The 21,824-nt window shown below is 73.1% G+C and carries 22 protein-coding genes; 6 read left to right on the top strand and 16 right to left on the bottom strand.

From position 1 onward, the window contains the following. Positions 1–24 precede the first annotated feature (24 nt). Positions 25–1,770: a protein kinase gene (locus AB0O11_RS02720; protein WP_363381008.1), complete on the bottom strand. Its 1,746-nt coding sequence runs from the start codon at positions 1,768–1,770 to the stop codon at positions 25–27. Between the two features lie 161 nt (positions 1,771–1,931). Then, positions 1,932–3,065, bottom strand: coding sequence for a protein kinase (locus AB0O11_RS02715; protein WP_363381006.1), 1,134 nt, complete (start codon positions 3,063–3,065; stop codon positions 1,932–1,934). Between the two features lie 58 nt (positions 3,066–3,123). Here AB0O11_RS02715 and AB0O11_RS02710 point away from each other — a divergent pair, with 58 nt between their 5' ends. Further along, positions 3,124–3,657, top strand: coding sequence for an SHOCT domain-containing protein (locus AB0O11_RS02710; RefSeq protein WP_363381004.1), 534 nt, complete (start codon positions 3,124–3,126; stop codon positions 3,655–3,657). Position 3,658: 1 nt separating this feature from the next. On the opposite strand, the gene AB0O11_RS02705 is transcribed toward AB0O11_RS02710, so the two are convergent. Next, a complete protein-coding gene (locus tag AB0O11_RS02705; RefSeq protein ID WP_363381002.1) occupies positions 3,659–5,557 on the bottom strand; it encodes a serine/threonine-protein kinase in 1,899 nt (632 codons plus the stop codon). A 252-nt stretch (positions 5,558–5,809) separates the two neighbouring features. Here AB0O11_RS02705 and AB0O11_RS02700 point away from each other — a divergent pair, with 252 nt between their 5' ends. Beyond that, on the top strand, positions 5,810–6,373 hold the full coding sequence (locus AB0O11_RS02700; RefSeq protein ID WP_363381000.1) for a hypothetical protein: 564 nt from the start codon (positions 5,810–5,812) through the stop codon (positions 6,371–6,373). A gap of 104 nt (positions 6,374–6,477) precedes the next feature. On the opposite strand, the gene AB0O11_RS02695 is transcribed toward AB0O11_RS02700, so the two are convergent. The 4 genes from AB0O11_RS02695 to AB0O11_RS02680 all read right to left on the bottom strand — a co-directional run bounded on the left by AB0O11_RS02695 (position 6,478) and on the right by AB0O11_RS02680 (position 11,212). Further along, positions 6,478–7,605 (bottom strand): GuaB3 family IMP dehydrogenase-related protein, encoded by a 1,128-nt coding sequence (locus AB0O11_RS02695; protein ID WP_363380999.1) that lies wholly within the window; start codon positions 7,603–7,605, stop codon positions 6,478–6,480. 160 nt (positions 7,606–7,765) lie between these two features. Then, on the bottom strand, positions 7,766–9,268 hold the full coding sequence (guaB, locus tag AB0O11_RS02690; protein ID WP_363380998.1) for an IMP dehydrogenase: 1,503 nt from the start codon (positions 9,266–9,268) through the stop codon (positions 7,766–7,768). Positions 9,269–9,542: 274 nt separating this feature from the next. Further along, positions 9,543–10,259 carry an RNA polymerase sigma factor ShbA gene (shbA, locus tag AB0O11_RS02685; protein WP_363380997.1) on the bottom strand — a complete coding sequence of 239 codons (717 nt, stop codon included), beginning with the start codon at positions 10,257–10,259 and terminating at the stop codon, positions 9,543–9,545. A 341-nt stretch (positions 10,260–10,600) separates the two neighbouring features. Further along, the gene (locus tag AB0O11_RS02680) at positions 10,601–11,212 is read right to left on the bottom strand and encodes a response regulator transcription factor (RefSeq protein ID WP_014136228.1); all 612 of its coding nucleotides are present in this window, start codon (positions 11,210–11,212) and stop codon (positions 10,601–10,603) included. A gap of 563 nt (positions 11,213–11,775) precedes the next feature. Here AB0O11_RS02680 and AB0O11_RS02675 point away from each other — a divergent pair. Beyond that, the gene (locus AB0O11_RS02675; RefSeq protein ID WP_049654358.1) at positions 11,776–12,102 is read left to right on the top strand and encodes a WhiB family transcriptional regulator; all 327 of its coding nucleotides are present in this window, start codon (positions 11,776–11,778) and stop codon (positions 12,100–12,102) included. A 99-nt stretch (positions 12,103–12,201) separates the two neighbouring features. Here the strand turns inward: AB0O11_RS02675 and AB0O11_RS02670 are convergent, their stop codons facing one another. The 3 genes from AB0O11_RS02670 to groES form a co-directional block, all read right to left on the bottom strand. After that, positions 12,202–13,200, bottom strand: coding sequence for a LysR family transcriptional regulator (locus AB0O11_RS02670; protein ID WP_363380996.1), 999 nt, complete (start codon positions 13,198–13,200; stop codon positions 12,202–12,204). A 134-nt stretch (positions 13,201–13,334) separates the two neighbouring features. Continuing rightward, positions 13,335–14,966: a chaperonin GroEL gene (gene groL, locus AB0O11_RS02665; RefSeq protein WP_363380995.1), complete on the bottom strand. Its 1,632-nt coding sequence runs from the start codon at positions 14,964–14,966 to the stop codon at positions 13,335–13,337. Positions 14,967–15,082: 116 nt separating this feature from the next. Beyond that, on the bottom strand, positions 15,083–15,388 hold the full coding sequence (gene groES, locus AB0O11_RS02660) for a co-chaperone GroES (protein WP_014136232.1): 306 nt from the start codon (positions 15,386–15,388) through the stop codon (positions 15,083–15,085). Positions 15,389–15,638: 250 nt separating this feature from the next. On the opposite strand from groES, the gene AB0O11_RS02655 reads away from it, so the two are divergent. Next, positions 15,639–15,962 carry a hypothetical protein gene (locus AB0O11_RS02655; RefSeq protein ID WP_363380993.1) on the top strand — a complete coding sequence of 108 codons (324 nt, stop codon included), beginning with the start codon at positions 15,639–15,641 and terminating at the stop codon, positions 15,960–15,962. A 130-nt stretch (positions 15,963–16,092) separates the two neighbouring features. Further along, positions 16,093–17,289 (top strand): class I SAM-dependent methyltransferase, encoded by a 1,197-nt coding sequence (locus AB0O11_RS02650; protein ID WP_363380991.1) that lies wholly within the window; start codon positions 16,093–16,095, stop codon positions 17,287–17,289. Here the strand turns inward: AB0O11_RS02650 and AB0O11_RS02645 are convergent. The 5 genes from AB0O11_RS02645 to tsaB form a co-directional block, all read right to left on the bottom strand. Continuing rightward, positions 17,265–18,173: a polysaccharide deacetylase family protein gene (locus AB0O11_RS02645; protein ID WP_363380990.1), complete on the bottom strand. Its 909-nt coding sequence runs from the start codon at positions 18,171–18,173 to the stop codon at positions 17,265–17,267. The two genes, AB0O11_RS02650 and AB0O11_RS02645, sit on opposite strands and share 25 nt — an antisense overlap. Positions 18,174–18,264: 91 nt before the next feature. Further along, positions 18,265–18,525, bottom strand: a complete 261-nt coding sequence (locus AB0O11_RS02640; protein ID WP_363380989.1) for a hypothetical protein — start codon at positions 18,523–18,525, stop codon at positions 18,265–18,267. After that, the gene (gene tsaD / locus AB0O11_RS02635; protein WP_363380988.1) at positions 18,522–19,628 is read right to left on the bottom strand and encodes a tRNA (adenosine(37)-N6)-threonylcarbamoyltransferase complex transferase subunit TsaD; all 1,107 of its coding nucleotides are present in this window, start codon (positions 19,626–19,628) and stop codon (positions 18,522–18,524) included. Before tsaD ends, AB0O11_RS02640 begins: the two co-directional genes overlap by 4 nt. Further along, a complete protein-coding gene (gene rimI, locus AB0O11_RS02630; RefSeq protein WP_363381264.1) occupies positions 19,621–20,109 on the bottom strand; it encodes a ribosomal protein S18-alanine N-acetyltransferase in 489 nt (162 codons plus the stop codon). Before rimI ends, tsaD begins: the two co-directional genes overlap by 8 nt. A gap of 23 nt (positions 20,110–20,132) precedes the next feature. Beyond that, positions 20,133–20,807: a tRNA (adenosine(37)-N6)-threonylcarbamoyltransferase complex dimerization subunit type 1 TsaB gene (gene tsaB / locus AB0O11_RS02625; protein WP_363380987.1), complete on the bottom strand. Its 675-nt coding sequence runs from the start codon at positions 20,805–20,807 to the stop codon at positions 20,133–20,135. 155 nt (positions 20,808–20,962) lie between these two features. Between tsaB and AB0O11_RS02620 the strand changes: the two genes are divergently transcribed. Continuing rightward, entirely contained in the window at positions 20,963–21,529 is a 567-nt protein-coding gene (locus AB0O11_RS02620; RefSeq protein ID WP_363381263.1) for a hypothetical protein, read from the top strand. A gap of 51 nt (positions 21,530–21,580) precedes the next feature. Here the strand turns inward: AB0O11_RS02620 and AB0O11_RS02615 are convergent, their stop codons facing one another. Next, a complete protein-coding gene (locus tag AB0O11_RS02615) occupies positions 21,581–21,775 on the bottom strand; it encodes a hypothetical protein (RefSeq protein ID WP_363380985.1) in 195 nt (64 codons plus the stop codon). Between the last annotated feature and the right edge of the window lie 49 nt (positions 21,776–21,824).

Genomic DNA, 21,824 nt, shown 5'->3' with positions numbered 1-21,824 from the left:
CGTCCCGCCCCTGCCCGGCGCCCGTCAGCGGATCGGCGTGAAGCTGTTGAGCACCGCGTAGAAGCGCTGCTCCGCCTCGTTCCACTCGCTGCCCTTCTCCGGGCTGGACGAGTAGATCGCGTAGCTGGTGCCGTCCTGGCTGATGAACTCGGTCTCGATCGCGCGCCGGCGGCCGCCCTCCTTGGCCAGGTAGCTGAACTCCCAGACCGCCGCCTCCTGGCCCTTCACCGCCGCGCCGGCCATCCGGTGCTGCTTGTAGTCCTTGAGCGACTTGGAGAGGCTGGTCTCCATCTGCCGCATGTGCTCCAGCGGCTTGACCGACTGGCCGACGGTGACGGCGAACTGCAGGTAGTGCACCTTGCCGTCGGGGCTGTAGAAGATCTGGTTGTCCCCGGAGCTGATCCGCTGCCAGGGCGGGGTCCCGTTCGGCAGCGGGAAGCGGAAGCCGGCCGGGTCGTCGACCCAGTGGTAGCCGCTGGGCGGCGCCACCGCGGGGGTGGCGTCGCTGGTGGGCTCGGGCCCGGTGGACTCGACGGCCGTCGGCGTCGGGTCGTCGGCGGCGCCGCCGCCGCCCACCATGTGCCGGGTGGTGAGGAAGGTGCCCGCGGCGGCCAGCAGGCCGACGGCCACCGCAATGCCGGCGATCTTCAGCAGGTTGCGGCGTTTGGCCGGTCCGCGCGCGGGCGTGACGGAGTGCGGCACCGGCGCGACGGGCCCGGTGTGCGCCAGCGCGGCGGCCTGCTCGCCCCCCGCGGTGTCCGGTCCGGCGGGGACGGCGGGGACGGCGGGCGTGGACGCCTTCGGCTCGGTCGGTTCCTCGGAGTCCTCGACCGGCTCCGCCACCAGCCCCCGGCCCTCGCTGCGGTCCACCACCGGCACCGACTGGGTGGGCATGCGCACCGCCGCGACCGACTTCAGGCCCATCGTGTGCCCGGCCTGCACCTCGGCCAGCATCCGGGCCGCCTCGTCCGCGGTCGGCCGCTCGTCCGGGTCCTTGGCCATCAGCGCGGCCAGCACCGGCCCCAGCGGCCCGGCCCGCCGCGACTCCGGCAGCGGCTCGTCGACCACCGCGGCGAGCGTGGTGATCGGCGAGTCCCGCCGGAACGGCGACTGGCCCTCGACCGCCGCGAACAGCGTCGCCCCGAGGCCCCACAGGTCGGAGGCCGGCCCGGGCCGCTCGCCCTGGGCGCGCTCCGGCGCCAGGTAGTCCGGCGAGCCGACCAGGTCCCCCGGCCGGGTCAGCTCCGTCGAGCCCTCGTACTTCGCGATGCCGAAGTCCATCAGCACCACCCGCCCGGTGCCGTGCTCCAGCAGCACGTTGGCCGGCTTCACGTCCCGGTGCAGCACGCCCAGCTGGTGGCCGCGGTGCAGCGCGGCGAGCACCTGGCTGCCGACCTCGGCGACGGCGCGCGGCTGCAGGGTGCCGTCCTGGCTGATCACGTCGGCCAGCGAGCGGCCGTCGACCAGCTCCATCACGATCCACGGCCGGCCGTCCTGCTCCAGCACGTCGTGCACGGTGATCACATTGGGGTGCTTGATCCGCGCGGCCGCGCTGGCCTCGCGCTTCATCCGGGTGTGCAGGATCTGGAGGTCCTCCTCCGGCAGGTGGTTGACGGTCAGCTCCTTGACCGCGACCTCGCGGTCGAGCATCCGGTCCCAGGCCCGCCAGACGGTGCCCATGCCGCCCCGGCCGAGCCGCTCGCCGAGCTCGTACCGCCCGGCCAGCAACCGCTCCGCCTCGGCCGCCTCCGGCCGGTCCTGCACGCCCATCTGCGCCCGCTCCCCCACACACTCCGCCTGCCGTCACCGCGACGGAGGGCCTGGTGCAGACCACTGTTCGAACAAATCCCACGCACACATTAGGCGCACCTTGCCGCCCCGGGTAATCACGCCCGCCCCCTGGACCGGAAGGCCTGATTCCGAGCGGGCTGTCAGCCTGCGAACAGCACCACCGCGACAATTCCCAGCGCCAGCAGCGCAAACACTCCCCCCACCAACAGCGGGCCCAATAGGGCGGGGGGTATCCGGGGCGGTTTCGCGCCGCCTCCTGCCCCGAAGTCCCCGCCGTTCCCGCCTTTTCGGGCACTCCCCCCGGCCCTGGGACCCCCGGCCTTCCCGCCGAGCAGGCGCGGCTGCCGCGGCACCGGCGGCGCCTCCGGCCTCGGCCCCCCACCGGTCCGGCCCTGGGCCACCCGCTCCTCGTCGACCGGCTCCGGTGCACCCGCCAGCAGCTCCGCCAGCTCCCCGCACACCGCCTCCGCGGTCGGCCGCAGCACCGGATCGGGCTGCAACAGCCGCTCCACCAGCGGCGCGAGCGGCCCGCACACCACCGCGGGCTCGCGCCGCCCGTCCCGTACGGCCGTCACCAGCTCCGGCACGTCCCGCTCCGGGTACGGCGCGCGGCCGGCGACCAGCCGCTGCACCAGCACCCCGAGCGCCCAGCAGTCGCCCGCCGGACCGCCGTCCAGCGGCCAACGCTCCGCCACCGGGCCGACCAGGGTGGCCCGTACCTCGTACCGGCGCCGACCGCCCGGCCCGCCGAGCTCCTCGGCCAGCGCCTCCTCCGCCACCCCGGCGAGCAGCCCGCCGAGCATGGCCGCACCGTCCTCGCAGACCAGCACCGACTCCGCGGTCATGTTGCCGTGGGTGAGCCCGGCCGCGTGCAGCGCCCGCAGCGCGCCGGCCAGGTCCGCCGCCAACTCGGCCGCCCGGTACGGCGGCAGCGGCCCCTCGGCGAGCAGCTCGGCCACCGTCCACCCGGCCGGCCGCTCCTCCACCGTCCACAGCAGCTCGCCCTCGACGAACGCGCCGACCCCGCGCAGCAGCCGCGGGTGCGCCACCGGCGCGGCCGAGCCGACCGCCGCCACCCGCCGCACCAGCCGATCCGCCTGCGCCGCGGCGGCCTCCTCCGGGTCCTGGCCTGCTGTCAGCAACGCCGGCAGCTCCAGGGCGCTCAGCAGCACCGATTCACCGGTCCGCTCGTCCACCGCGTGGGCGCGCAGCGGTCCGGGACGGTCCGTCAGCCGGTACCGCCCCGCCAGCAACTGCCCGGGGCCGCCTCGCATGCCAGTTCCTCTCGCTCGCCGACCAGCCTACTGAGCGGCTCCGCTTAGGCTCGATCCCATGGACTGGACCGATCTGATCGACACCGCCTTCGAGGCGTCAGGAAACCGCAGCAAAGCCAACCAGGCCGAGGCCCTCCACGCTGTCGAGGCGACCGTCATCGACGGCGAGAAGCCGGTCGCCTCCACCGCCGGGCGCCACCCCGAGCACTTCCGCAAGGGAGTGCTCGTGCTGACCACCCATCGGCTGCTCTTCCTGAAGGACGGGAAACCGCCGATGCCGGTTCCGCTTGCCGCCGTCACCGACGTCACCGTGACCCGCACCAAGCTCAACGGCGAAGTGCTCCTGGTGGTGGCGCTCACCGGCTCGCACCGCTTCGAGGACGTGGTCAAGGCCGAGTTCTTCGCCGAGCAGCTCCGGGCCTCCGCCCGGGCCGCCCGCAACGCCCCGAAGGCCGTGCCCGTCGCCGCACCGGTCGAGGCCGCCACCGGCGAACAGCTCATCGGCCAGCTGGAACGGCTGGCCGCCCTGCACGCCTCCGGTGCCCTCACCGGGGACGAGTTCACCCGCGCCAAGCAACGCCTGATCGGCTGACCTACGGCGCGGGCTGGAAGCTGTTGAAGACGACGTCCCGGACCGGGGCCTGGGCGGCCCACTCGGTGTCCGGGACGATCCAGTAGATCGAGTACCCGTACTTGGCCGGGGTCCCGGTCACGAAGCCGCGGTTGAGCGAGTGCGTCCTGGGCGTGCCGCTGGTCCACTCCCAGTCCGCCGCGTTGCTCCACTGCCGGTAGCCGATCGCCGCCAGGTTCACCCGCTGGTAGTTGGTGACCTTCGCGCTCAGGGCCGGCTCGGACTCCTGCCAGTCCGCAACCGCGCTCGCACCGGGCGACGTGGTCCACTCGATCCGCAGCTGGCTGCCGTCGGCCGCGTTCTTGAAGATCCGCCGGTTGGCCTCCGACCCGGTCGGCTGCAGGCCGTCCGGGATCACGACCGAGAAGCCGCTCGGGTCCTTGTACTCGTGGTACCCGGCCGGCACGGCGCCCGGCGCGGGCTGCGCCGGGGTCTGCGCCGGGGGCTGGGCCTGCGCCGGGGGCTGCCCGGGGGCAGCCGGCGCGCCGGCGGACTGCACGGGCGCGTCCGGCACCGCGGCCGGATCGCCCGTCGGCTGGGCGGGCGCCGGCGCGGGTTCGCCCGCCGGTGCCGACGTCGGCACCGGCTCCGTACCGGTCGCCACCGGCGCCGTGGCACCCGCACTCTGCGTGGCCCCGCCGGTCGAGGCGCCGTCCCCACCGACCGCCTGGATCACCGCCACCACTCCCGCGATCAGCAGCAGCACCACGATCACGGTGGCGATGGCCAGCCGCCGCCGGCCGGTGCGCGGGTCGGCCCCGGCCGCCTGCGTCGCACCCCTCGTCCACTCACTGGTCACCGGCCGGATCGGCTCGGGCCCCGGCTCGGCCGGAGCGGGCTCCGCGGCCTCCGCGGGCGGCTCCCCACCCTGCGCCCGGCTCCCCACCCGAACCGTCCCCAGCAGCCCGCCCACAGCCCGCTTGCGGCCGTCCTCGGGCTGCTCCGGCTCCGCCTTCGAAGGCTCCGACGCCGCCTCGGCCGGCTTCTCCACCGGCACCGCGTGCTCGGTGGTCGACTCGGCCCGCGCGGTCGCCTCCGCGACCACCCGCTTGAGCATCGACCGGGTCTGCGAGGCGTCCAGCCGCTCGGCCGGGTCCTTCGCCAGCAGCCCCTCGATCACCGGCAGCAGCGGCCCGGCGTTCACCGGCGCCGTCAGGTCCTCGGTCATCACCGCGGTCAGCGTGGCCAGCGCCGAGCCCCGGTCGTACGGCGGCCGGCCCTCGACCATCGCGTACAGCGTGCCGCCCAGCGACCACAGGTCGGCCGGCGGCCCGGGCTTCTGCCCGCGGGCCCGCTCCGGCGAGATGTACGAGGGCGCGCCGACCAGCATCCCGGTGGAGGTGACCGAGGCGTCGCCCTCCACGCTGGCGATGCCGAAGTCGGTGAGCACCACCCGGCCGTCATCGCCGATCAGCACGTTGGACGGCTTGACGTCCCGGTGCAGGATGCCCAGCGCGTGCGCCGCGCTGAGCACGCCCAGCACGTCCAGCGCGATCTCCGCCGCCCGGCCGGGCGTCAGCGGCCCGTCCTCCCGTACCACGTCGGCGAGCGAGCGGGACTCGACCAGCTCCATGACGATCCACGGCCGGTCGTCCTCGTCGACCACGTCGAAGACCGTCACCGCCGAGCTGTGCCGGATCCGTGCGGTCGCCTTGGCCTCGCGCAGCGTCCGGGTGATCAGCCGGTGCTTCTCCTCCTCGTCGACGCTGGCGTTCATCCGCAGTTCCTTGACCGCGACGGTCCGGCCCAGCATCTCGTCCTCGGCGCGCCAGACCGTGCCCATGCCGCCGCGCCCGAGCACGCCGTTCAGGCGGTAGCGGCCGGCCAGGAGGCGGCCGGTGGAACCCTGCGCCTGGGTCATTCGGAACGTTCCCCCATGTGCTGCCGGCGGTCGTGGTGACGGCGCGTCGGCCCACCTGGGTCCCGAGCGCCCAAGCCTCCATCATCTCCTGTCCCGAGGGCCCTCGACCACCCACCCCCCGGCCCAAGCCGGGACGAACCGGAACGGGTACGGCGCTCCGTGCCTGATCTGTGATCGAAAACTCGCCAAGATCTGCCCGGGCCACTGCTACCGTTCGGCAGCTCATCGTCTTTCCGGGGGGATTCGACGCCCATGACCGCACCCGCACCGGGCACTGACGGCCCATCGACCCGGCCGCTCACCGCCCAGCACTACTCGGTCGCACCGGCCCCGGCCACCCCCGAGGGATACGTCGCCCCCGGCATGCCGGGCGCCCCGGTGACCGGCTTCGAGCCCGCCGAACCCGCGCCCCGCCCCGTCCCCCGCCGCCGCACCGCCCTGGCCGTGGCCCTGGCCCTGCTCGCCATGCTGCTCGGCGGCCTCGCCTACGGCAGCGCCCCCCTGCGCGCCGCCGACAGCCTCGGCTGGCTGGCGATCGCCCCGGCCGGCCTGGTCGCCCTCCCCCTCGGCCGCCTCGGCGGCCAGGGCCGCTTACTCCCCCCGCTCGGCGCCCTCCTCGCAGCCGGAGCCCTCCTCCTCGGCCAGCTGATCGAACACCTCCGCCGGATCCACGCCGACGGCCCCGCCCCCCACGGCCTGCTGCACGACGCCATCACCACCTGGCGCGCCGACCTGCGCCCCCTCGACGCCGCCTTCTACGCCATCGCCCTCATCGGCGGCTTCCTTCTCACCCGCCGAACCGCCACTCGCAGTTGAGCCCCGCACCACCCCCTCCCGAGAGCCCCGCCCCCGCCCCGGAAAACCGAGAGGCCCCGCCGTCTCCCCGGCAGGGGCCTCCCTCACCGCGAAGAACCCGAGCCTCAGCGGTGGTCGAGCGCCGGGTTGACCGTCACCTCGACCCGCTGGAACTCCTTGAGCTCCGTGTACCCCGTGGTCGCCATCGCCCGTCGCAGCGCACCGAACAGGTTCATGGTCCCGTCCGGCGTGTGCGACGGACCGGTCAGGATCTCCTCGGTGGTGCCGACGGTCCCGAGGTCCACCCGCTTGCCACGCGGCAGCTCCTCGTGGACGGCCTCCATCCCCCAGTGGAACCCCTTGCCCGGGGCATCCGTCGCCCGCGCCAGCGCAGCCCCGATCATCACCGCGTCGGCACCGCAGGCGACCGCCTTCGGGATGTCCCCGCTGTACCCGACCCCACCGTCCGCGATCACGTGCACGTAGCGCCCGCCGGACTCGTCCATGTAGTCACGACGGGCCGCCGCCACATCGGCCACGGCCGTGGCCATCGGCACCTGGATGCCCAGAACGTTCCGAGTGGTGTGGGCGGCGCCCCCACCGAACCCGACCAGCACGCCGGCGGCGCCGGTCCGCATCAGGTGCAGCGCCGCGGTGTACGTGGCGCAGCCGCCGACGATCACCGGGACGTCCAGCTCGTAGATGAACTGCTTGAGGTTGAGCGGCTCGGCGGCGCTGGAGACGTGCTCGGCCGAGACGGTGGTGCCGCGGATGACGAAGACGTCGACGCCGGCGTCCACCACGGCCTTGGAGAACTCGGCGGTGCGCTGCGGCGAGAGCGCGGCGGCGGTGACCACGCCGGAGTCGCGGACCTCCTGGATCCGCTGCTTGATCAGCTCGGCGCGGATCGGCGCGGCGTAGATCTCCTGGAGCCGACGGGTCGCGGTGGACTCGTCGGTGATCGCGGCGATCTCGTCCAGCAGCGGCTGCGGGTCCTCGTAGCGGGTCCACAGGCCTTCGAGGTTCAGCACGCCCAGACCGCCGAGGCGGCCGATCTTGATGGCCTGCTGGGGCGAGACCACGCTGTCCATCGGGGCGGCCAGGAACGGCAGCTCGAAGCGATAGGCATCGATCTGCCAGGCGATCGAGACCTCCTTCGGGTCCCGGGTCCGGCGGCTGGGGACGACAGCGATGTCGTCGAATGCGTACGCCCGACGGCCGCGCTTGCCTCGCCCGATCTCGATCTCAGTCACTTCGAGCCCTTCTGCTTTGTTGCTCATGCCCGCCGGGTCACCCCGGCCGCACCCCAGTATCCCGTACTGCTGCCGGTCCCGCCCCGACGGCCCACGGCCCGGACAGCCCGAAGGGCCCGCCGCCGTGGTCCGGCAGCAGGCCCTTCAGTGGTTCGACGGATCAGCGGGTCGAGTAGTTCGGCGCCTCGACGGTCATCTGGATGTCGTGCGGGTGGCTCTCCTTGAGGCCCGCCGAGGTGATCCGGACGAAGCGGCCCTTGCTCTCCATCTCGGCGACGGTGGCGGCGCCGACGTAGCCCATGGTCTGGCGCAGGCCGCCGACCAGCTGGTAGAGCACGGTCGACAGCGGGCCGCGGTACGGCACCTGGCCCTCGATGCCCTCGGCGATGAGCTTCTCGTCGGAGGTGACCTCGCCCTGGAAGTAGCGGTCCTTGGAGAAGGACCTCGCCTGGCCGCGGGACTGCATGGCGCCCAGCGAGCCCATGCCGCGGTAGGACTTGAACTGCTTGCCGTTGATGAACAGCAGCTCGCCCGGGGACTCCTCGCAGCCGGCCAGCAGCGAGCCGAGCATCACGGTGTCGGCACCGGCGGCCAGCGCCTTGCCGATGTCGCCCGAGTACTGGAGACCACCGTCGCCGATGACCGGCACGCCGGCCGCCTGGCAAGCCTGGGCGGCCTCGTAGATGGCGGTAATCTGCGGGACGCCGATGCCGGCGACCACGCGGGTGGTGCAGATGGAGCCGGGGCCGACGCCGACCTTGACGCCGTCCACGCCGGCGTCGATCAGCGCCTGGGCGCCGTCCCGGGTGGCCACGTTGCCGCCGACGACGTCGATCTTGACGGCGGACCTGATCTTCGCGATCCAGGCCAGCGCGTTGTGGCTGTGGCCGTGCGAGGTGTCCACCACCAGGAAGTCCGCACCGGCCTCGACCAGGGCCTGGGCCCGGTCGAACGCCTCGGCGCTGGCGCCGACGGCGGCGCCGACCAGCAGCCGGCCCTCGGCGTCCTTGGCGGCGTTCGGGTACTGCTCGGCCTTGACGAAGTCCTTGACGGTGATCAGGCCCTTGATCCGGCCCTCGTCGTCGACCAGCGGCAGCTTCTCGATCTTGTGGCGGCGCAGCAGGGCCATCGCGTCGACCCCGGAGATGCCGACCTTGCCGGTGATCAGCGGCATCGGGGTCATGATCTCGCGGACCTGGCGGCTGCGGTCCGACTCGAAGGCCATGTCACGGTTGGTGACGATGCCGAGCAGCTTGCCCGCCTCGTCGGCGATCGGCACGCCGGAGATGCGGAACTTGGCGCACAGCGCGTCGGCCTCGGCCAGGGTGGTCTCCGGGCCGACCGTGATCGGGTCGGTGACCATGCCGGACTCGGAGCGCTTCACCAGGTCGACCTGGTTGGCCTGGTCCTCGACCGACAGGTTGCGGTGCAGCACGCCGACGCCACCCTGGCGCGCCATCGCGATGGCCATCCGGGCCTCGGTGACCTTGTCCATCGCCGCGGAGAGCAGCGGGATGTTGACGCGGACGTTCCGGGAGACCCGGGAGGAGGTGTCCACCTGGTTCGGCAGCACCTCGGAGGCCCCGGGCAGCAGCAGGACGTCATCGAACGTGAGCCCGAGCATGGCGAACTTCTCGGGTACGCCTGCGGCGTTGTAAGACATTTGGGGGGTACCTTCCGTGGCCGGCCTAATCCGCTCACGCCCTGAGGGTGGGGGCGCATTCATCGCTCACTCGCGCAGACCGCCGAAGCCGGGTGCAATGGGAGGATCCTCCAAGGGGACCCCGCGCGCACCCGTGAAACTTTGGCAACCCGCCCAGGCGCCGATACCCCATGGTACTGGCACCGCGAATGTGTCCTCGTGTGCCCTTGACAACAACCCCGCCCCGTGGCCCATTCCCCCATGATCGGCGCGCAACCGGCGCAACCGGCACGGATCAGGAGGACTCCTCCGCAAGCGCCCGCAGCCGGCTGAGCGCCCGGTGCTGGGCGACCCGGACGGCACCCGGTGACATCCCGAGCACCTCGCCGGTCTCCTCCGCCGACAGCCCGGCGGCCACCCGCAGCAGCACCAGTTCGCGCTGACGGGCCGGCAGGTTGGAGAGCAGTTCCTTCGCCCAGGCCGCGTCACTGCTCAGCAGCGCCTGCTCCTCCGGGCCGAGCGCCTCGTCCGGCACCTCCGGCAGGTCGTCCTGCGGCACGACGGTCGAACCGGGCCCGCGCATCGCGGCCCGCTGGAGATCGGCGATCTTGTGCGCGGCGATCCCGTAGACGAAGGCCTCGAACGGGCGCCCCTGGTCCTTGTACCGGGGCAGCGCGCAGAGCACCGCGACGCAGACCTCCTGCGCGACGTCGTCCACGTGGTGCCGGGCCCCGCCGGGCAGCCGGACCAGCTTGGCGCGGCAGTACCGCAGCGCCAGCGGGTGGACGTAGGCGAGCAGCGCGTCGATCGCCGGGCCCTCGCCGCGCACCGCGGCCGCGACCAGCTCGCCCACCAGCGGCGAGCCACCCCTTCCGAGCACCGGCGGGCGGCCCGGCCCGGTCGCACCGGCGGAACCGCCGGGATCGGCGTACGACGGATCGTGGCCCGGACCGGAGGGCTCGGCCTCCACCGGGTCCGCCTGGCCGGCCGCACCGGCGACGTCGTCGCGCATCGGTCCATGGTGCCTGGTCGAGAGGGAAAACGCGGCACCGCGTCCGGAGTTGTGCACCGGAACGTTATGCGGTGCCGCACCGTACGGCGTGCCGCGCACCACCAGCCCCTCCTGCACCGTGCCGCCTCCCGCCCCGCCGTCGTCGTCGGTGATGGTCCCGTCCGTCGCGCCGTCCACCGAGTGTCCTGCGGCTGCGTGGTTCGCCGCAGTGCCTGTCCGCTGGTCCCCGAGGTGCTCCACTCCTCCATGGTGCAACCTCGGGACCGTGACGTCACACGCCTGTGCGGTGCCCGTTCCGGGAACCGCCGACGGCGCGCCGCAACCGGCGGCGCCGCCGATGGTCAGCGGACCAGGCCCCAGCGGAAGCCCAGCGCCACCGCGTGCGCCCGGTCGGAGGCCCCGAGCTTCTTGAACAGCCGTCGGGCATGGGTCTTGACGGTGTCCTCGGAGAGGAACAGCTCGCGGCCGATCTCGGCGTTGCTGCGGCCGTGGCTCATGCCCTCCAGCACCTGGATCTCACGCGCCGTCAGGGTCGGCGCCGCACCCATGTCGGGGCTGCGCAGCCGGCGCGGGGCGAGCCGCCAGGTCGGGTCGGCGAGGGCCTGGGTGACGGTGGCCCGCAGCTCGGCGCGCGAGGCGTCCTTGTGCAGGTACCCGCGGGCGCCGGCGGCCACCGCGAGCGCGACGCCGTCGAGGTCCTCGGCGACGGTGAGCATGATGATCCGCGCGCCCGGGTCGGCGGACAGCAGCCGCCGGACCGTCTCGACCCCGCCGAGGCCGGGCATCCGGACGTCCATCAGAACGAGATCGGAGCGGTCGGCCACCCAGCGGCGGAGGACCTCCTCCCCGTTCGTCGCGGTGGTGACCCGGTCCACACCGGGTACGGTCGCGACCGCGCGGCGAAGCGCCTCGCGGGCGAGCGGGGAATCGTCGCAAACGAGAACGGAAGTCATGACCGTCGTCCTCCGCAGCTGATCCGCGTCACGTTGAGCCTCCTGGCTGGTACGAACCTCTCCGACACGGCCGATCGGCGACGGACTCCGTGCCGATCGCCCCAACCTGCCCGCGATCGTTCCGACGTCCGGCGCCCGCTGACCGCCTCCGCACTTCCAACGACCGTCACTCGAATGAGTTACGGCCTTCGGGGCCACGTCCACCACTGTACGTGGCCAACCCATTACCGATCAGCCGCATCGCGGTGCACACGCCGCACTTTTCCGCAGCTCGCGCGCGGTGGGCGTGCGACCCGCACACCGATTCGGCACGTCGCGCGCCCGTCGGCCACCCGATTGCCACGCCCGCGCCCGGCGGAGCCCTTGCCCGCTATGCCCGTTTTTATAGCTTTCGTATGGTCATTGACTGTTGTGCCAGTGTGTGGGTGACTTGTCCATGGAGTTGCCTTAAGTCATATTTCCAGGTGTCCATACCAGTGCATCGAAGCCCCGCCGCACCGCTCGGCAGCAGCCCCCCGCCGAACGCCCGGCCGACGGCCGACAGCCTCTGAAGGGAATGAGCCATGGCAGATTTCTCCCGCCTCCCCGGTCCCAACGCGGACCTCTGGGACTGGCAGCTCTCCGCAGCCTGCCGTGGCGTGGACAGCTCGCTCTTCTTCCACCCCGAGGGCGAGCGCGGGGCCGCACGCAGTTCGCGCGAGGCCAGCGCCAAGGAGGTCTGTATGCGCTGTCCGGTGATCGCCGAGTGCGCGGCGCACGCGCTGGCGGTCCGTGAGCCGTACGGCGTCTGGGGCGGGATGACCGAGGACGAGCGCGAGGAGATGCTGGGGCGCTCGCGGCACCGGCTGGTCGAGGTCCCACTGGCCCCGCCGGCGGTCGCCCAGCGCTAGACCCGTCTCCACGAGCGCCGCGAAAAAACGTTTCTTCTTGACACCTCAGCCTGCCGACTCACCGTGCGTGCAGGGCCAGGGCAGCCCCGTCACCCACCGTCAGCGATCGGCAGCCGCCCCCGCCAGCCGCTCCAGCATCAGCGCCACGGCCGGCACCTCGGCCAGGTCCGGCAGGGTCAGCGCGACCACCTGGCGCACCGCGGGCGCCCCGGAGGCCGTCCGCACCGGCACCGTCGACACGCCGTCAGGGCGCACCGACTGGAGCGCCAGCCGAGGCAGCACCGCGACCCCGAGCCCGGCCGCCACCAGGCCGACCACCGCCGGGTAGTCGTCCGTCGCGAAGTCGATCCGGGGCTCGAAGCCCGCACCGGCGCACAGCTCCACCAGGTGCCCCCGGCACTGCGGGCAACCGGCGATCCACTGCTCCCCCGCCAGCTCGGCCAGCTCCACCGCCCCGCCCCGCCCCGCCAGCGGATGAGCGGCGGGCAGCAGGCCCACCAGAGGGTCGTCCAGCAGCGGGGTGGCCACCAGATCGGACCAGTCGGTCCCGGCGGTCAGCTGCTGCGCCTCCAGGTTGGCCTCGGCCCGGGCCTCGCGCGGCGTACCGTGGGCGGGCGCCGGGAGCGCGACGGCGCCGTCGGACTGCGGGTAGCGGAAGGCCAGTGCGATCTCGCACTCGCCGCCGCGCAGCATCGCCAGCGACTCCGGCGGCTCCGCCTCGACCAGCGACACGCGCACCCCCGGATGGCCGTCCCGCAGGCGGGCGACCGCGGGCGGCACCAGGGTGGAGCTCGCGGTCGGGAAGGAGACCAGCCGCACCCGTCCGGCCCGCAGCCCGGCGATCGCGGCCACCTCCTCCTCGGCGGCGGAGAGCCCGGCCAGGATTCCGGTGGCATGCTTGAGCAGGACCCGGCCTGCCTCGCTGAGCTGCATCCCGCGGCCCGAGCGGACCACCAGCGGGGTGTCCACCGACTTCTCCAGGGCCTTCATCTGCTGGCTGATGGCGGGCTGCGTACACCCCAGCTCGCGGGCGGCGGCGGAGAAGGAGCCGGTGCGGGCGACGGCACGCAGGACGCGCAGGTGGCGGGCCTCGATCATGCCTTAGTTATAAGGCAATCTTTGCGTTCTGCAAAATTCTACTGATAGTTGAAAGGTCAAGCGCGGACGGCCGGAGGCCCGGCCCGCATCCCCTCGCGGGGCGCGGACCGGGCCTCCGGTCAGTGGTTCGGGCCTCAGTGCGAGTGGCCGTGGCCGTGCGAGTGGCCGTGACCGTTGTCGGCCTCCTCCTCCTTCTTCTCCACCACGAGGGTCTCGGTGGTGAGGAGCAGGGAGGCGATCGAGGCGGCGTTCTCCAGCGCGGAGCGGGTGACCTTGACCGGGTCGATGACGCCGGCCTTCAGCAGGTCGCCGTACTCGCCGGTGGCCGCGTTGTAGCCGTGACCGGTCTCCAGCTCGGCGACCTTGTGGGTGATGACGTAGCCCTCGAGGCCGGCGTTCTGGGCGATCCAGCGCAGCGGCTCGTGCAGCGCCTTGCGGACGACCGCGACACCGGTCGCCTCGTCGCCCGACAGGCCCAGGCCGTCCTCCAGCACCTTGGCGGCGTGGACCAGGGAGGCGCCACCACCGGCGACGATGCCCTCCTCGACCGCGGCGCGGGTCGCCGAGATGGCGTCCTCCAGACGGTGCTTGCGCTCCTTCAGCTCCACCTCGGTGGCGGCGCCGACCTTGATGACGCAGACGCCGCCGGCCAGCTTGGCCAGGCGCTCCTGCAGCTTCTCGCGGTCCCAGTCGGAGTCGGTCGCGGCGATCTCGCCCTTGATCTGGGCGACGCGGCCGGCCACGGCCTCGGCGTCACCGGCACCGTCGACGACCGTGGTCTCGTCCTTGGTGATGGTCACGCGGCGGGCGGTGCCCAGCACGTCCAGGCCGACCTGGTCGAGCTTGAGGCCGACCTCCTCGGAGATGACCTGGCCACCGGTCAGGACGGCCAGGTCGCCGAGGATCGCCTTGCGGCGGTCGCCGAAGCCCGGGGCCTTGACGGCGACGGCGTTGAAGGTGCCACGGATCTTGTTCACGACCAGGGTCGACAGCGCCTCGCCGTCGACGTCCTCGGCGATGATCAGCAGCGGCTTGGAGGCACCGCCCTGGAGGATCTTCTCCAGCAGCGGCAGCAGCTCCTGGATGGAGGAGATCTTGCCCTGGTTGATCAGGATGTACGGGTCCTCCAGGACCGCCTCCTGCCGCTCCGCGTCGGTGACGAAGTACGGCGACAGGTAGCCCTTGTCGAACTGCATGCCCTCGGTGAAGTCCAGCTCCACGCCGAAGGTGTTCGACTCCTCGACGGTGATGACACCGTCCTTGCCGACCTTGTCGATCGCCTCGGCGATCAGCTCGCCGACCTGGGTGTCCTGGGCGGAGAGGGAGGCGACGGCGGCGACGTCGTCCTTGCCCTCGATCTCGCGGGCGACGGAGAGCAGGTGCTCGGAGACAGCGGCGACGGCCTTGTCGATGCCCTTCTTCAGGGCGGCCGGGCCGGCTCCGGCGGCGACGTTGCGCAGACCCTCGTTGACCAGGGCCTGGGCCAGCACGGTGGCGGTGGTGGTGCCGTCACCCGCGACGTCGTTGGTCTTGGTGGCGACCTCCTTGACGAGCTGCGCGCCAAGGTTCTCGTACGGGTCGTCCAGCTCGACCTCACGGGCGATGGTGACACCGTCGTTGGTGATGGTCGGGGCGCCGAACTTCTTGTCGATGACGACGTTGCGGCCCTTGGGGCCGATGGTCACCTTGACGGTGTCGGCCAGCTTGTTGACACCGCGCTCCAGCGAGCGGCGGGCGTCCTCGTCGAACTGCAGGATCTTCGCCATGTTCCCTATTCCCTCGGGGCTGCGGCCGGCCCACCGGCCGCCGAACTACGTGAACCAACAACCACGCCCCGGGCCACTGTCACTGAGGACACGGATCCGGGGCGGGTCGGGACGTCTTACTTCTCGATGATCGCGAGAACGTCGCGGGCGGAGAGCACCAGGTACTCCTCGCCCTGGTACTTCACCTCGGTGCCGCCGTACTTCGAGTACAGGACGATGTCACCCACGGCGACGTCGAGCGGCAGACGCTGGCCGTCCTCGAAGCGGCCCGGGCCGACGGCCAGGACGACGCCCTCCTGGGGCTTCTCCTTGGCGGTGTCCGGGATAACCAGGCCGGAGGCCGTGGTGGTCTCGGCGTCGAGCGGCTGGACCACGATGCGGTCCTCGAGCGGCTTGATGGCAACCTTGCTGCTGGTGGTCACGTCCGAGCTCCCCTTCGGAGATTACGGGGTTTTCTAACGGGTAGGGGCGAACCTGCGGGCCTGCCGTCGCGGGGGTCAGACACGCGTCTTCGCGTTAGCACTCCCCCAGTGGGGAGTGCCAAGGACGACCATAGGGCCCTGTTAGCACTCAGTCAACCAGAGTGCCAACGACGCGCCCTGAGGACCTCTGGTTCGCGGATGAGTAGCCGTACTCATGTGCGGCGGGCCCGGGCGTCGACAGACTCCTGCCATGACATCGATCCCGGCGCGACTCGGCCCGTCCCACCTCAAGGACGCGTCCCTCGCACTGCTGTCGCTGCCCCTGCTGGGAGCCGTGCTGCCGTTCCTCGTCTTCTCCTTCGTCGCCGGCCTCGGCAACGGCCCCGGCACCGGGGACGACGGGGCGGCCTTCCTGGGCATCGGGATGCTGGCCGGCCCGGCCGTCTCCCTGGTGGCGGGCCTCGTGGTGGCCTTCCGCACCTGGCGGTCCGGCTACCAGTTCCTCCCGGTCGCCGCCGCGCTCGCCCCGCTCCTGCTGCCCGTGGTCCTGTCCTCGGGCATCCTGTGGCGGTGAACCGACCGCCTGCGCGACCGCGGATGCACTCGGCGGCGGACCTGCTGCCCCTGATCGCGCTCACGGCGAGTACGCCGTTCGTCCTCGCGCTGCCGGCCCGGCCGGCCGACTGACCGGCGAGAATGACCCCGTGGACACCGAGAACCTCCAGCCCCTGCTGACGCCCGAGGGCCAGGCCCTGCTCGCCGAGTTGCGCGAGTTCACCCCCGAGGAGGAGCTCGCGCTGGCGACCCGCTTGCGGCGGGAGCACCCGGCGGAGCTGGTGTCGGCGGCGTTCGGGCAGGCGCGGCTGCGGCAGCGGGCCCGGGCGAAGTTCGGGGCGGACGCCGACCTGATGTACTTCACGCCCAACGGGGTCGAGCAGTCCACCCGGCGCAGCGTGGCCGAGTGGCGGGCGCAGCGGTTCGCCGGGCTGGGCGTACGACGGCTGGCGGACCTGTGCTGCGGCATCGGCGGGGACGTGCTGGCGCTGGCCCGGGCGGGCATCGAGGTGCTGGCCGTGGACAAGGACCCGGCGGCCTGTGCCGCCACCGCGGCCAACGCCGCCGCGCTGGGTCTGGCCGGGCTGGTCGAGGTGCGCTGCGCGGACGTCGCCGAGGTGGACGTCACCGGTTACGACGCGGTGTTCACCGACCCGGCCCGGCGCACCTCGCGCGGCCGGGTGTTCGACCCGGAGGCGTACGCCCCGCCGCTCTCCTGGGCGATCGGGGCCGGCCGGCGGACCCCGATCGGCGCGCTGAAGGTCGCGCCGGGCATCCCGCACGAGGCGGTGCCGGAGGACGCCGAGGCCGAGTGGGTCTCCGACCACGGCGACGTCAAGGAGGCGGTGCTCTGGTTCGGCACCGGGGCCGCGAGCCCGCACCGCGCCACCCTGCTGCCGCAGGGCGCCAGCCTGACCGGTGGCGACCTGCCCGACCCGCCGGCCGGCCCGGTCGGGCGCTACCTGTACGAGCCGGACGGCGCGGTGATCCGGGCGCACCTGGTGGCCGAGGTGGCCGGGCAGGTGCGCGGTCGGCTGATCGACCCGAAGATCGCCTACCTGACCTCGGACGAGCTGGTCGCCACCCCGTACGCGCACGCCTTCGAACTCACCGACGTGCTGCCGTTCAACATCAAGAAGCTGAAGGCACTGCTGCGCGAGCGCGGGGTCGGCACGGTGGTGATCAAGAAGCGCGGGATGGCGATCACCCCGGAGGAGCTGCGCCGTCAGCTCAAGCCCTCCGGGCCGAACACCGTCACGGTCATCCTCAGCCGCACCGACCACGGTCCGCTGATGATGCTGGGGCAGCCCGTACGGGCCGCTCAGGACGCGGGCGCCTGGATGTAGTCCTCCAGCCGGGCCACCGAGAATCCCTGCTCCTGGATCCGGGCGAGCAGGTCGCCGAACATCTGGGTCATCGTGGCGCCCTTGAGCTCCTTGGGGCCGCGGAAGTGCGCCAGGATGATGTCACCGGGCTTCAGCTTCTTGTCGCCGGCCTGGTACTGCATGTCGTGGATCTGCATCGACTCGCGCCACAGCACTATGGCGCGCGGGCCGCACTCCTGGACCGAGGTGTTGAGCGTCGGGGTGTTGGCGCCGTCGCCGAACGGCGGGCGGAACAGCAGCGGGGCGGTGCCGTACTGCTGGGTGAGCGCGGACTGGTCGTCGCAGATCTCGGCCTTCTGCTTCTCCGGCGGGAGCTTGCTCATCACCGGGTGGGTGACGGTGTGGTTCTGGATGTGGTTGCCCAGTGCCTGGAGCGGCTTGAAGTAGCCGTAGTCGTTCTTGACTATGTCCTTGGTCAGGAACATCGAGATCGGCACCTTGAGGTCGGTGAGCATCTCGACGAACTTCGGGTCCTTCTCGGCGCCGTCGTCGATGGTGATGAAGACGACCTTGTCGTTCGTCTTCACCTCGCTGAACACCGGCACGGTGCCGGTGCGTTCGAGCTTGACGGGCTTGTCGGCGGGCGGCGCGGGGGCCGGGGCGAGCGGCTTGAGGTTCCACTTCGCCCAGGCCGCGGCGTCGCCCTCGGCCGGGGCCGTGCCGGGCGTGGTGGCCGCAGCGGCCGGCGCGGCGCCGGCGGACTGGGGTGCGGCCGGGGCTGCCGTGGTCGCGGCCGGGGCGGCGCTGCCGCCGCCCCCGTTGTCGCCGCACCCGGTGGCGAGGGCCAGCAGGGCCAGCGCCCCCGCCGCGTACGTCCTGGTCCTGCTCCGCCCGTCCCTGCTCACCGCACCGCGCTCCCGGTTCCCGTCCAGCTGCCTCTCAGCTATGCACGGTAGCGGCCGGGGCGGCGGTTCCCCGTATCATCCGCTTTTCGGATTACTCGACGTGCTCACTGGTGAAGGACCAGCGGTGCACCGGACGGCCGAGCAGTTCGGTCGGCGGGTCGGCGACGGGCGCGGGCTCGCCGCTCCACCAGGTGATCAGCAGCACTCGCTCCCCGGGGGCGGAGAGCAGCTCGGCGCGCTCCAGGCCGGCCGCGCCACGGACTGCGGGCAGCGCGAACTCCCGCACCCAGGCCGCGAGTTCAGCCCCTCGACCGGCCGCCGCCCGGGCCTCCCACATCGCCGCGACGGTCATGCCGCGCCGCCGCCGAGGGCGTCGTAGGCCTGGCCGTGGAAGTCGCCGTGCCCGATGTCCGCAGCCGGCACGTGGACGTCGGTGACCGGCAGCGAGGAGTCCGCCGACAGGTCGAGGGCGGAGGGCGCGCGGTCGCGCCACACCATCTCGGCGCCCAGCGCCGCCACCATCGCGCCGTTGTCGGTGCACAGGCCCGGCCGGGGCACCCGCAGCCGGATGCCGGCCCGGTCGCAGCGCTGCTGGGCCATCTCGCGCAGCCGCGAGTTGGCCGCCACGCCGCCGCCGATCATCAGGTGGTCGACGCCGTTGTCCCTGCACGCCTTGACGGCCTTGCGGGTGAGCACGTCGGTGACCGCCTCCTGGAAGGACGCCGCCACGTCGGCGATCGGCACCTCCTCGCCGGCCCGGCGCTTGGCCTCCACCCAGCGGGCGACGGCGGTCTTCAGGCCGGAGAAGGAGAAGTCGTACGCGGGGTCGTTCCTGCCGCTCAGACCGCGGGGGAAGGCGATCGCCCCGGGGTCGCCCTCGCGGGCCGTGCGGTCGACGATCGGGCCGCCGGGGAAGCCGAGGCCGAGCACCCGGGCGACCTTGTCGAAGGCCTCTCCGGCCGCGTCGTCGATGGTCGCGCCGAGCGGGCGGACGTCGCTGGTGATGTCCTCGCTGAGCAGCAGCGAGGAGTGCCCGCCGGAGACCAGCAGGGCCATCGTCGGCGAGGGCAGCCGGCCGTGCTCCAGCTGGTCGACGCAGATGTGCGAGGCGAGGTGGTTGACCCCGTACAGCGGCTTGTCCAGCGCCCAGGCGTACGCCTTCGCGGCGCTGACGCCGACCAGCAGCGCACCGGCCAGGCCGGGGCCGGCGGTGACGGCGATGCCGTCCAGATCGCTCGCCTTGATCCCGGCGGTGTCCAGGGCGCGCTGGATGGTCGGGATCATCGCCTCCAGGTGCGCGCGGCTGGCGATCTCCGGGACGACGCCGCCGAAGCGGGCGTGGTCGTTGACGCTGGAGGCGACCGCGTCGGCGAGCAGCGTGGTGCCGCGCACGATGCCGACGCCGGTCTCGTCGCAGGAGGTCTCGATGCCGAGGACGAGCGGTTCGTCAGCCATGGCGGGTGTCCTCAATGTCCTTCGGGTCGGTGCTGTCAGTGCTCGGGTGGTCGAGGCGCATCACCAGCGCGTCGACGTTGGCCGGCTGGTAGTAGCCGCGCCGGATGCCCACCGGTTCGAAGCCGTGGCGCTCGTACAGCCGCTGGGCCCGCGGGTTGTCCACCCGCACCTCCAGCAGCAGCTCGGCGCACTCGCGCCGGGCGGCCTCCCGGATCAGGTCGGTGAGCAGCGCCGCGCCGAGGCCGGCGCCCTGGTGGCGCTCGTCGACGGCGATGGTCTGGACGTCGCCCTCGCCGGCGATCGCCATCAGCCCGGCGTAGCCGACGATCCTGCCGTCCGGGGCGGCCGCGACGGTGTAGTGGCGGGTGCCGCCGGGGTGGGATTCGGCCAGCTCGGACCAGAACATCCCGGCGGACCAGGCGTCCTCGGGGAAGAGCCGCAGCTCCAGATCCAGCACCGGCGCGATGTCCCACCAGCGCATCGGGCGCAGGGTGGTGCCGTGGTTCACGCCGGAAGCACCGCCTTGCCCCCTAGAACGGTCTTGTAGCCAGCGGGGACCTGGGCGTCCGGGCGGCGCAGGTACAGCGGGTGGTTCGCCAGCAGCTCGCGCCCGGCGGCCAGCTCGGCGGCGGCGAAGCCGGCCAGGGCGCCGGCCGAGACGTGCTCGGGGCCGTGCGCGCCCGGGAAGGCGTCGGGGTAGAGCAGCGCGCCGGCGCCGACGGAGCGTTCCTGCGGGGTCAGCTCGGCCGGGCGGTCCACGCCGGGGCCCTCGGTGCGGCGGCCGTCGGCGTCGTACGAGGCCCAGTAGACCTCCTTGCGGCGCGCGTCGGTGGCCACCGTGAACGGCTGCCCGGCCAGGCCCTCGGCGCGGGCCTGGAAGGCGATCGCGTCCAGGGTGCAGACACCGTGCACCGGCAGCCCGAGCGCGTGGCCGAGCGCGGCGGCGGTCACCAGGCCGACCCGCAGGCCGGTGTACGGGCCGGGACCGACGCCGACCGCGATGCCGGTCAGCTGGTGCTTGTCCACCCCGGCGGCCCGCAGCACCCGGTCGATCGCGGGCAGCAGCAGTTCGCCGTGGCGCCTGGCGTCGACCTGGTGGGTCTCGGCGAGGACGGCCGTGCCGTCGTGGACGGCGGCGGTGACGGCAGGGGTAGCGGTGTCGAACGCGAGCAGCAGCACGGGGTCAAGGTTAGACCGAGGTTGGGCCGACCGGCCGATCGGCAAGGTGTGCCACCCGGGAACACAGATCCGAGGCGCTGCGACCCGCGAGGATGAACCTGGCACGATGGGGCCGTACGTAAAGGGACGGCGGCGGGAGCGGCAACGTGGCGAAGATGGGTCCTGGAGTGGTGGTCACGGGGCTGACCCTGGGGGCCCTGGCGGTGGTGAGCCTGCTGGCCTTCCAGGCCAACGGCGCCCAGAACCGGGCGGGCGGCGCCAAGCCCACCGCCACCACCACGGCGACCGGCACGGCCACCGCCGCGGCCCCGACCCCCGCGGCCACCCCGACCGTTCCCGCGCTGCCGGCCACCTCGGGCACCGGCCTCCGGGTGGTGTACTCGGTCGGCAGCCACTACGTCTGGCTGGTCGATCCGAAGAAGAACCCGCAGGTCTCGGCCGCGTTCCCGGTCACCCCGGGCTCGGTCGAGCCGGCCCCGGGCAGCTACGCGGTGTACAGCCGCACCCAGGCCACCACGGGGACGGACGGCAAGCAGATCGAGCACGTGGTGCGCTTCGCGCAGCAGAACGGCGTGGTGTTCGGCTTCAGCGCGACGGTGGACGGCGCGACGCCGACCACCGACCCGAGCGCCAAGACCGGCGGCATCCGCAGCGGCCGCGCCGAGGGGCAGCTGCTCTGGGACTTCGCGCCGAAGGACACCAAGGTGGTCGTGATCGCCTGATCCCGGGCGGCCTGGAACAACCCACGTGCTCCAGGTCCGGGAAGTGCGGCCTCACGCGGCCCGGGGCGCCTGCGCCTCGGGCCGTTCGTCCTGCCTGGGCCGCGGTTCGGGCGGGGTGGACACCGCCTCGGCGGCCGCGCAGGCGGCCAACAGTGCCCGCATCGGCTCTCCCGGAGCGCGGCGGGCGGAGTCTCCGGCCTCGGCGGCGGGGACCGCGCGCTGCGGATCGGGGGTGGTGCTCGACATGGCGCCTCCCTAGTTAGGCAGACCTAACCGCAGCACCCATCCCACCACG

The sequence above is a fragment of the Kitasatospora sp. NPDC093102 genome, assembly GCF_040683915.1.
GTDB lineage: Bacteria > Actinomycetota > Actinomycetes > Streptomycetales > Streptomycetaceae > Kitasatospora.
The sequence above is the reverse complement of the archived record's forward strand: the minus strand, read 5'-3'. Positions and strand labels throughout refer to the sequence as shown.

Excerpts from the sequence above, each read along its gene's own strand:
- AB0O11_RS02720 (WP_363381008.1), bottom strand. The coding sequence starts at position 1,770 with ATGGGCGTGCAGGACCGGCCGGAGGCGGCCGAGGCGGAGCGGTTGCTG.
- AB0O11_RS02715 (WP_363381006.1), bottom strand. The coding sequence starts at position 3,065 with ATGCGAGGCGGCCCCGGGCAGTTGCTGGCGGGGCGGTACCGGCTGACG.
- AB0O11_RS02710 (WP_363381004.1), top strand. The coding sequence starts at position 3,124 with ATGGACTGGACCGATCTGATCGACACCGCCTTCGAGGCGTCAGGAAAC.
- AB0O11_RS02705 (WP_363381002.1), bottom strand. The coding sequence starts at position 5,557 with ATGACCCAGGCGCAGGGTTCCACCGGCCGCCTCCTGGCCGGCCGCTAC.
- AB0O11_RS02700 (WP_363381000.1), top strand. The coding sequence starts at position 5,810 with ATGACCGCACCCGCACCGGGCACTGACGGCCCATCGACCCGGCCGCTC.
- guaB (WP_363380998.1), bottom strand. The coding sequence starts at position 9,268 with ATGTCTTACAACGCCGCAGGCGTACCCGAGAAGTTCGCCATGCTCGGG.
- shbA (WP_363380997.1), bottom strand. The coding sequence starts at position 10,259 with ATGCGCGACGACGTCGCCGGTGCGGCCGGCCAGGCGGACCCGGTGGAG.
- AB0O11_RS02680 (WP_014136228.1), bottom strand. The coding sequence starts at position 11,212 with ATGACTTCCGTTCTCGTTTGCGACGATTCCCCGCTCGCCCGCGAGGCG.
- AB0O11_RS02675 (WP_049654358.1), top strand. The coding sequence starts at position 11,776 with ATGGCAGATTTCTCCCGCCTCCCCGGTCCCAACGCGGACCTCTGGGAC.
- AB0O11_RS02670 (WP_363380996.1), bottom strand. The coding sequence starts at position 13,200 with ATGATCGAGGCCCGCCACCTGCGCGTCCTGCGTGCCGTCGCCCGCACC.
- groL (WP_363380995.1), bottom strand. The coding sequence starts at position 14,966 with ATGGCGAAGATCCTGCAGTTCGACGAGGACGCCCGCCGCTCGCTGGAG.
- AB0O11_RS02655 (WP_363380993.1), top strand. The coding sequence starts at position 15,639 with ATGACATCGATCCCGGCGCGACTCGGCCCGTCCCACCTCAAGGACGCG.
- AB0O11_RS02640 (WP_363380989.1), bottom strand. The coding sequence starts at position 18,525 with ATGACCGTCGCGGCGATGTGGGAGGCCCGGGCGGCGGCCGGTCGAGGG.
- tsaD (WP_363380988.1), bottom strand. The coding sequence starts at position 19,628 with ATGGCTGACGAACCGCTCGTCCTCGGCATCGAGACCTCCTGCGACGAG.
- rimI (WP_363381264.1), bottom strand. The coding sequence starts at position 20,109 with ATGCGCTGGTGGGACATCGCGCCGGTGCTGGATCTGGAGCTGCGGCTC.
- AB0O11_RS02620 (WP_363381263.1), top strand. The coding sequence starts at position 20,963 with ATGGGTCCTGGAGTGGTGGTCACGGGGCTGACCCTGGGGGCCCTGGCG.
- AB0O11_RS02615 (WP_363380985.1), bottom strand. The coding sequence starts at position 21,775 with ATGTCGAGCACCACCCCCGATCCGCAGCGCGCGGTCCCCGCCGCCGAG.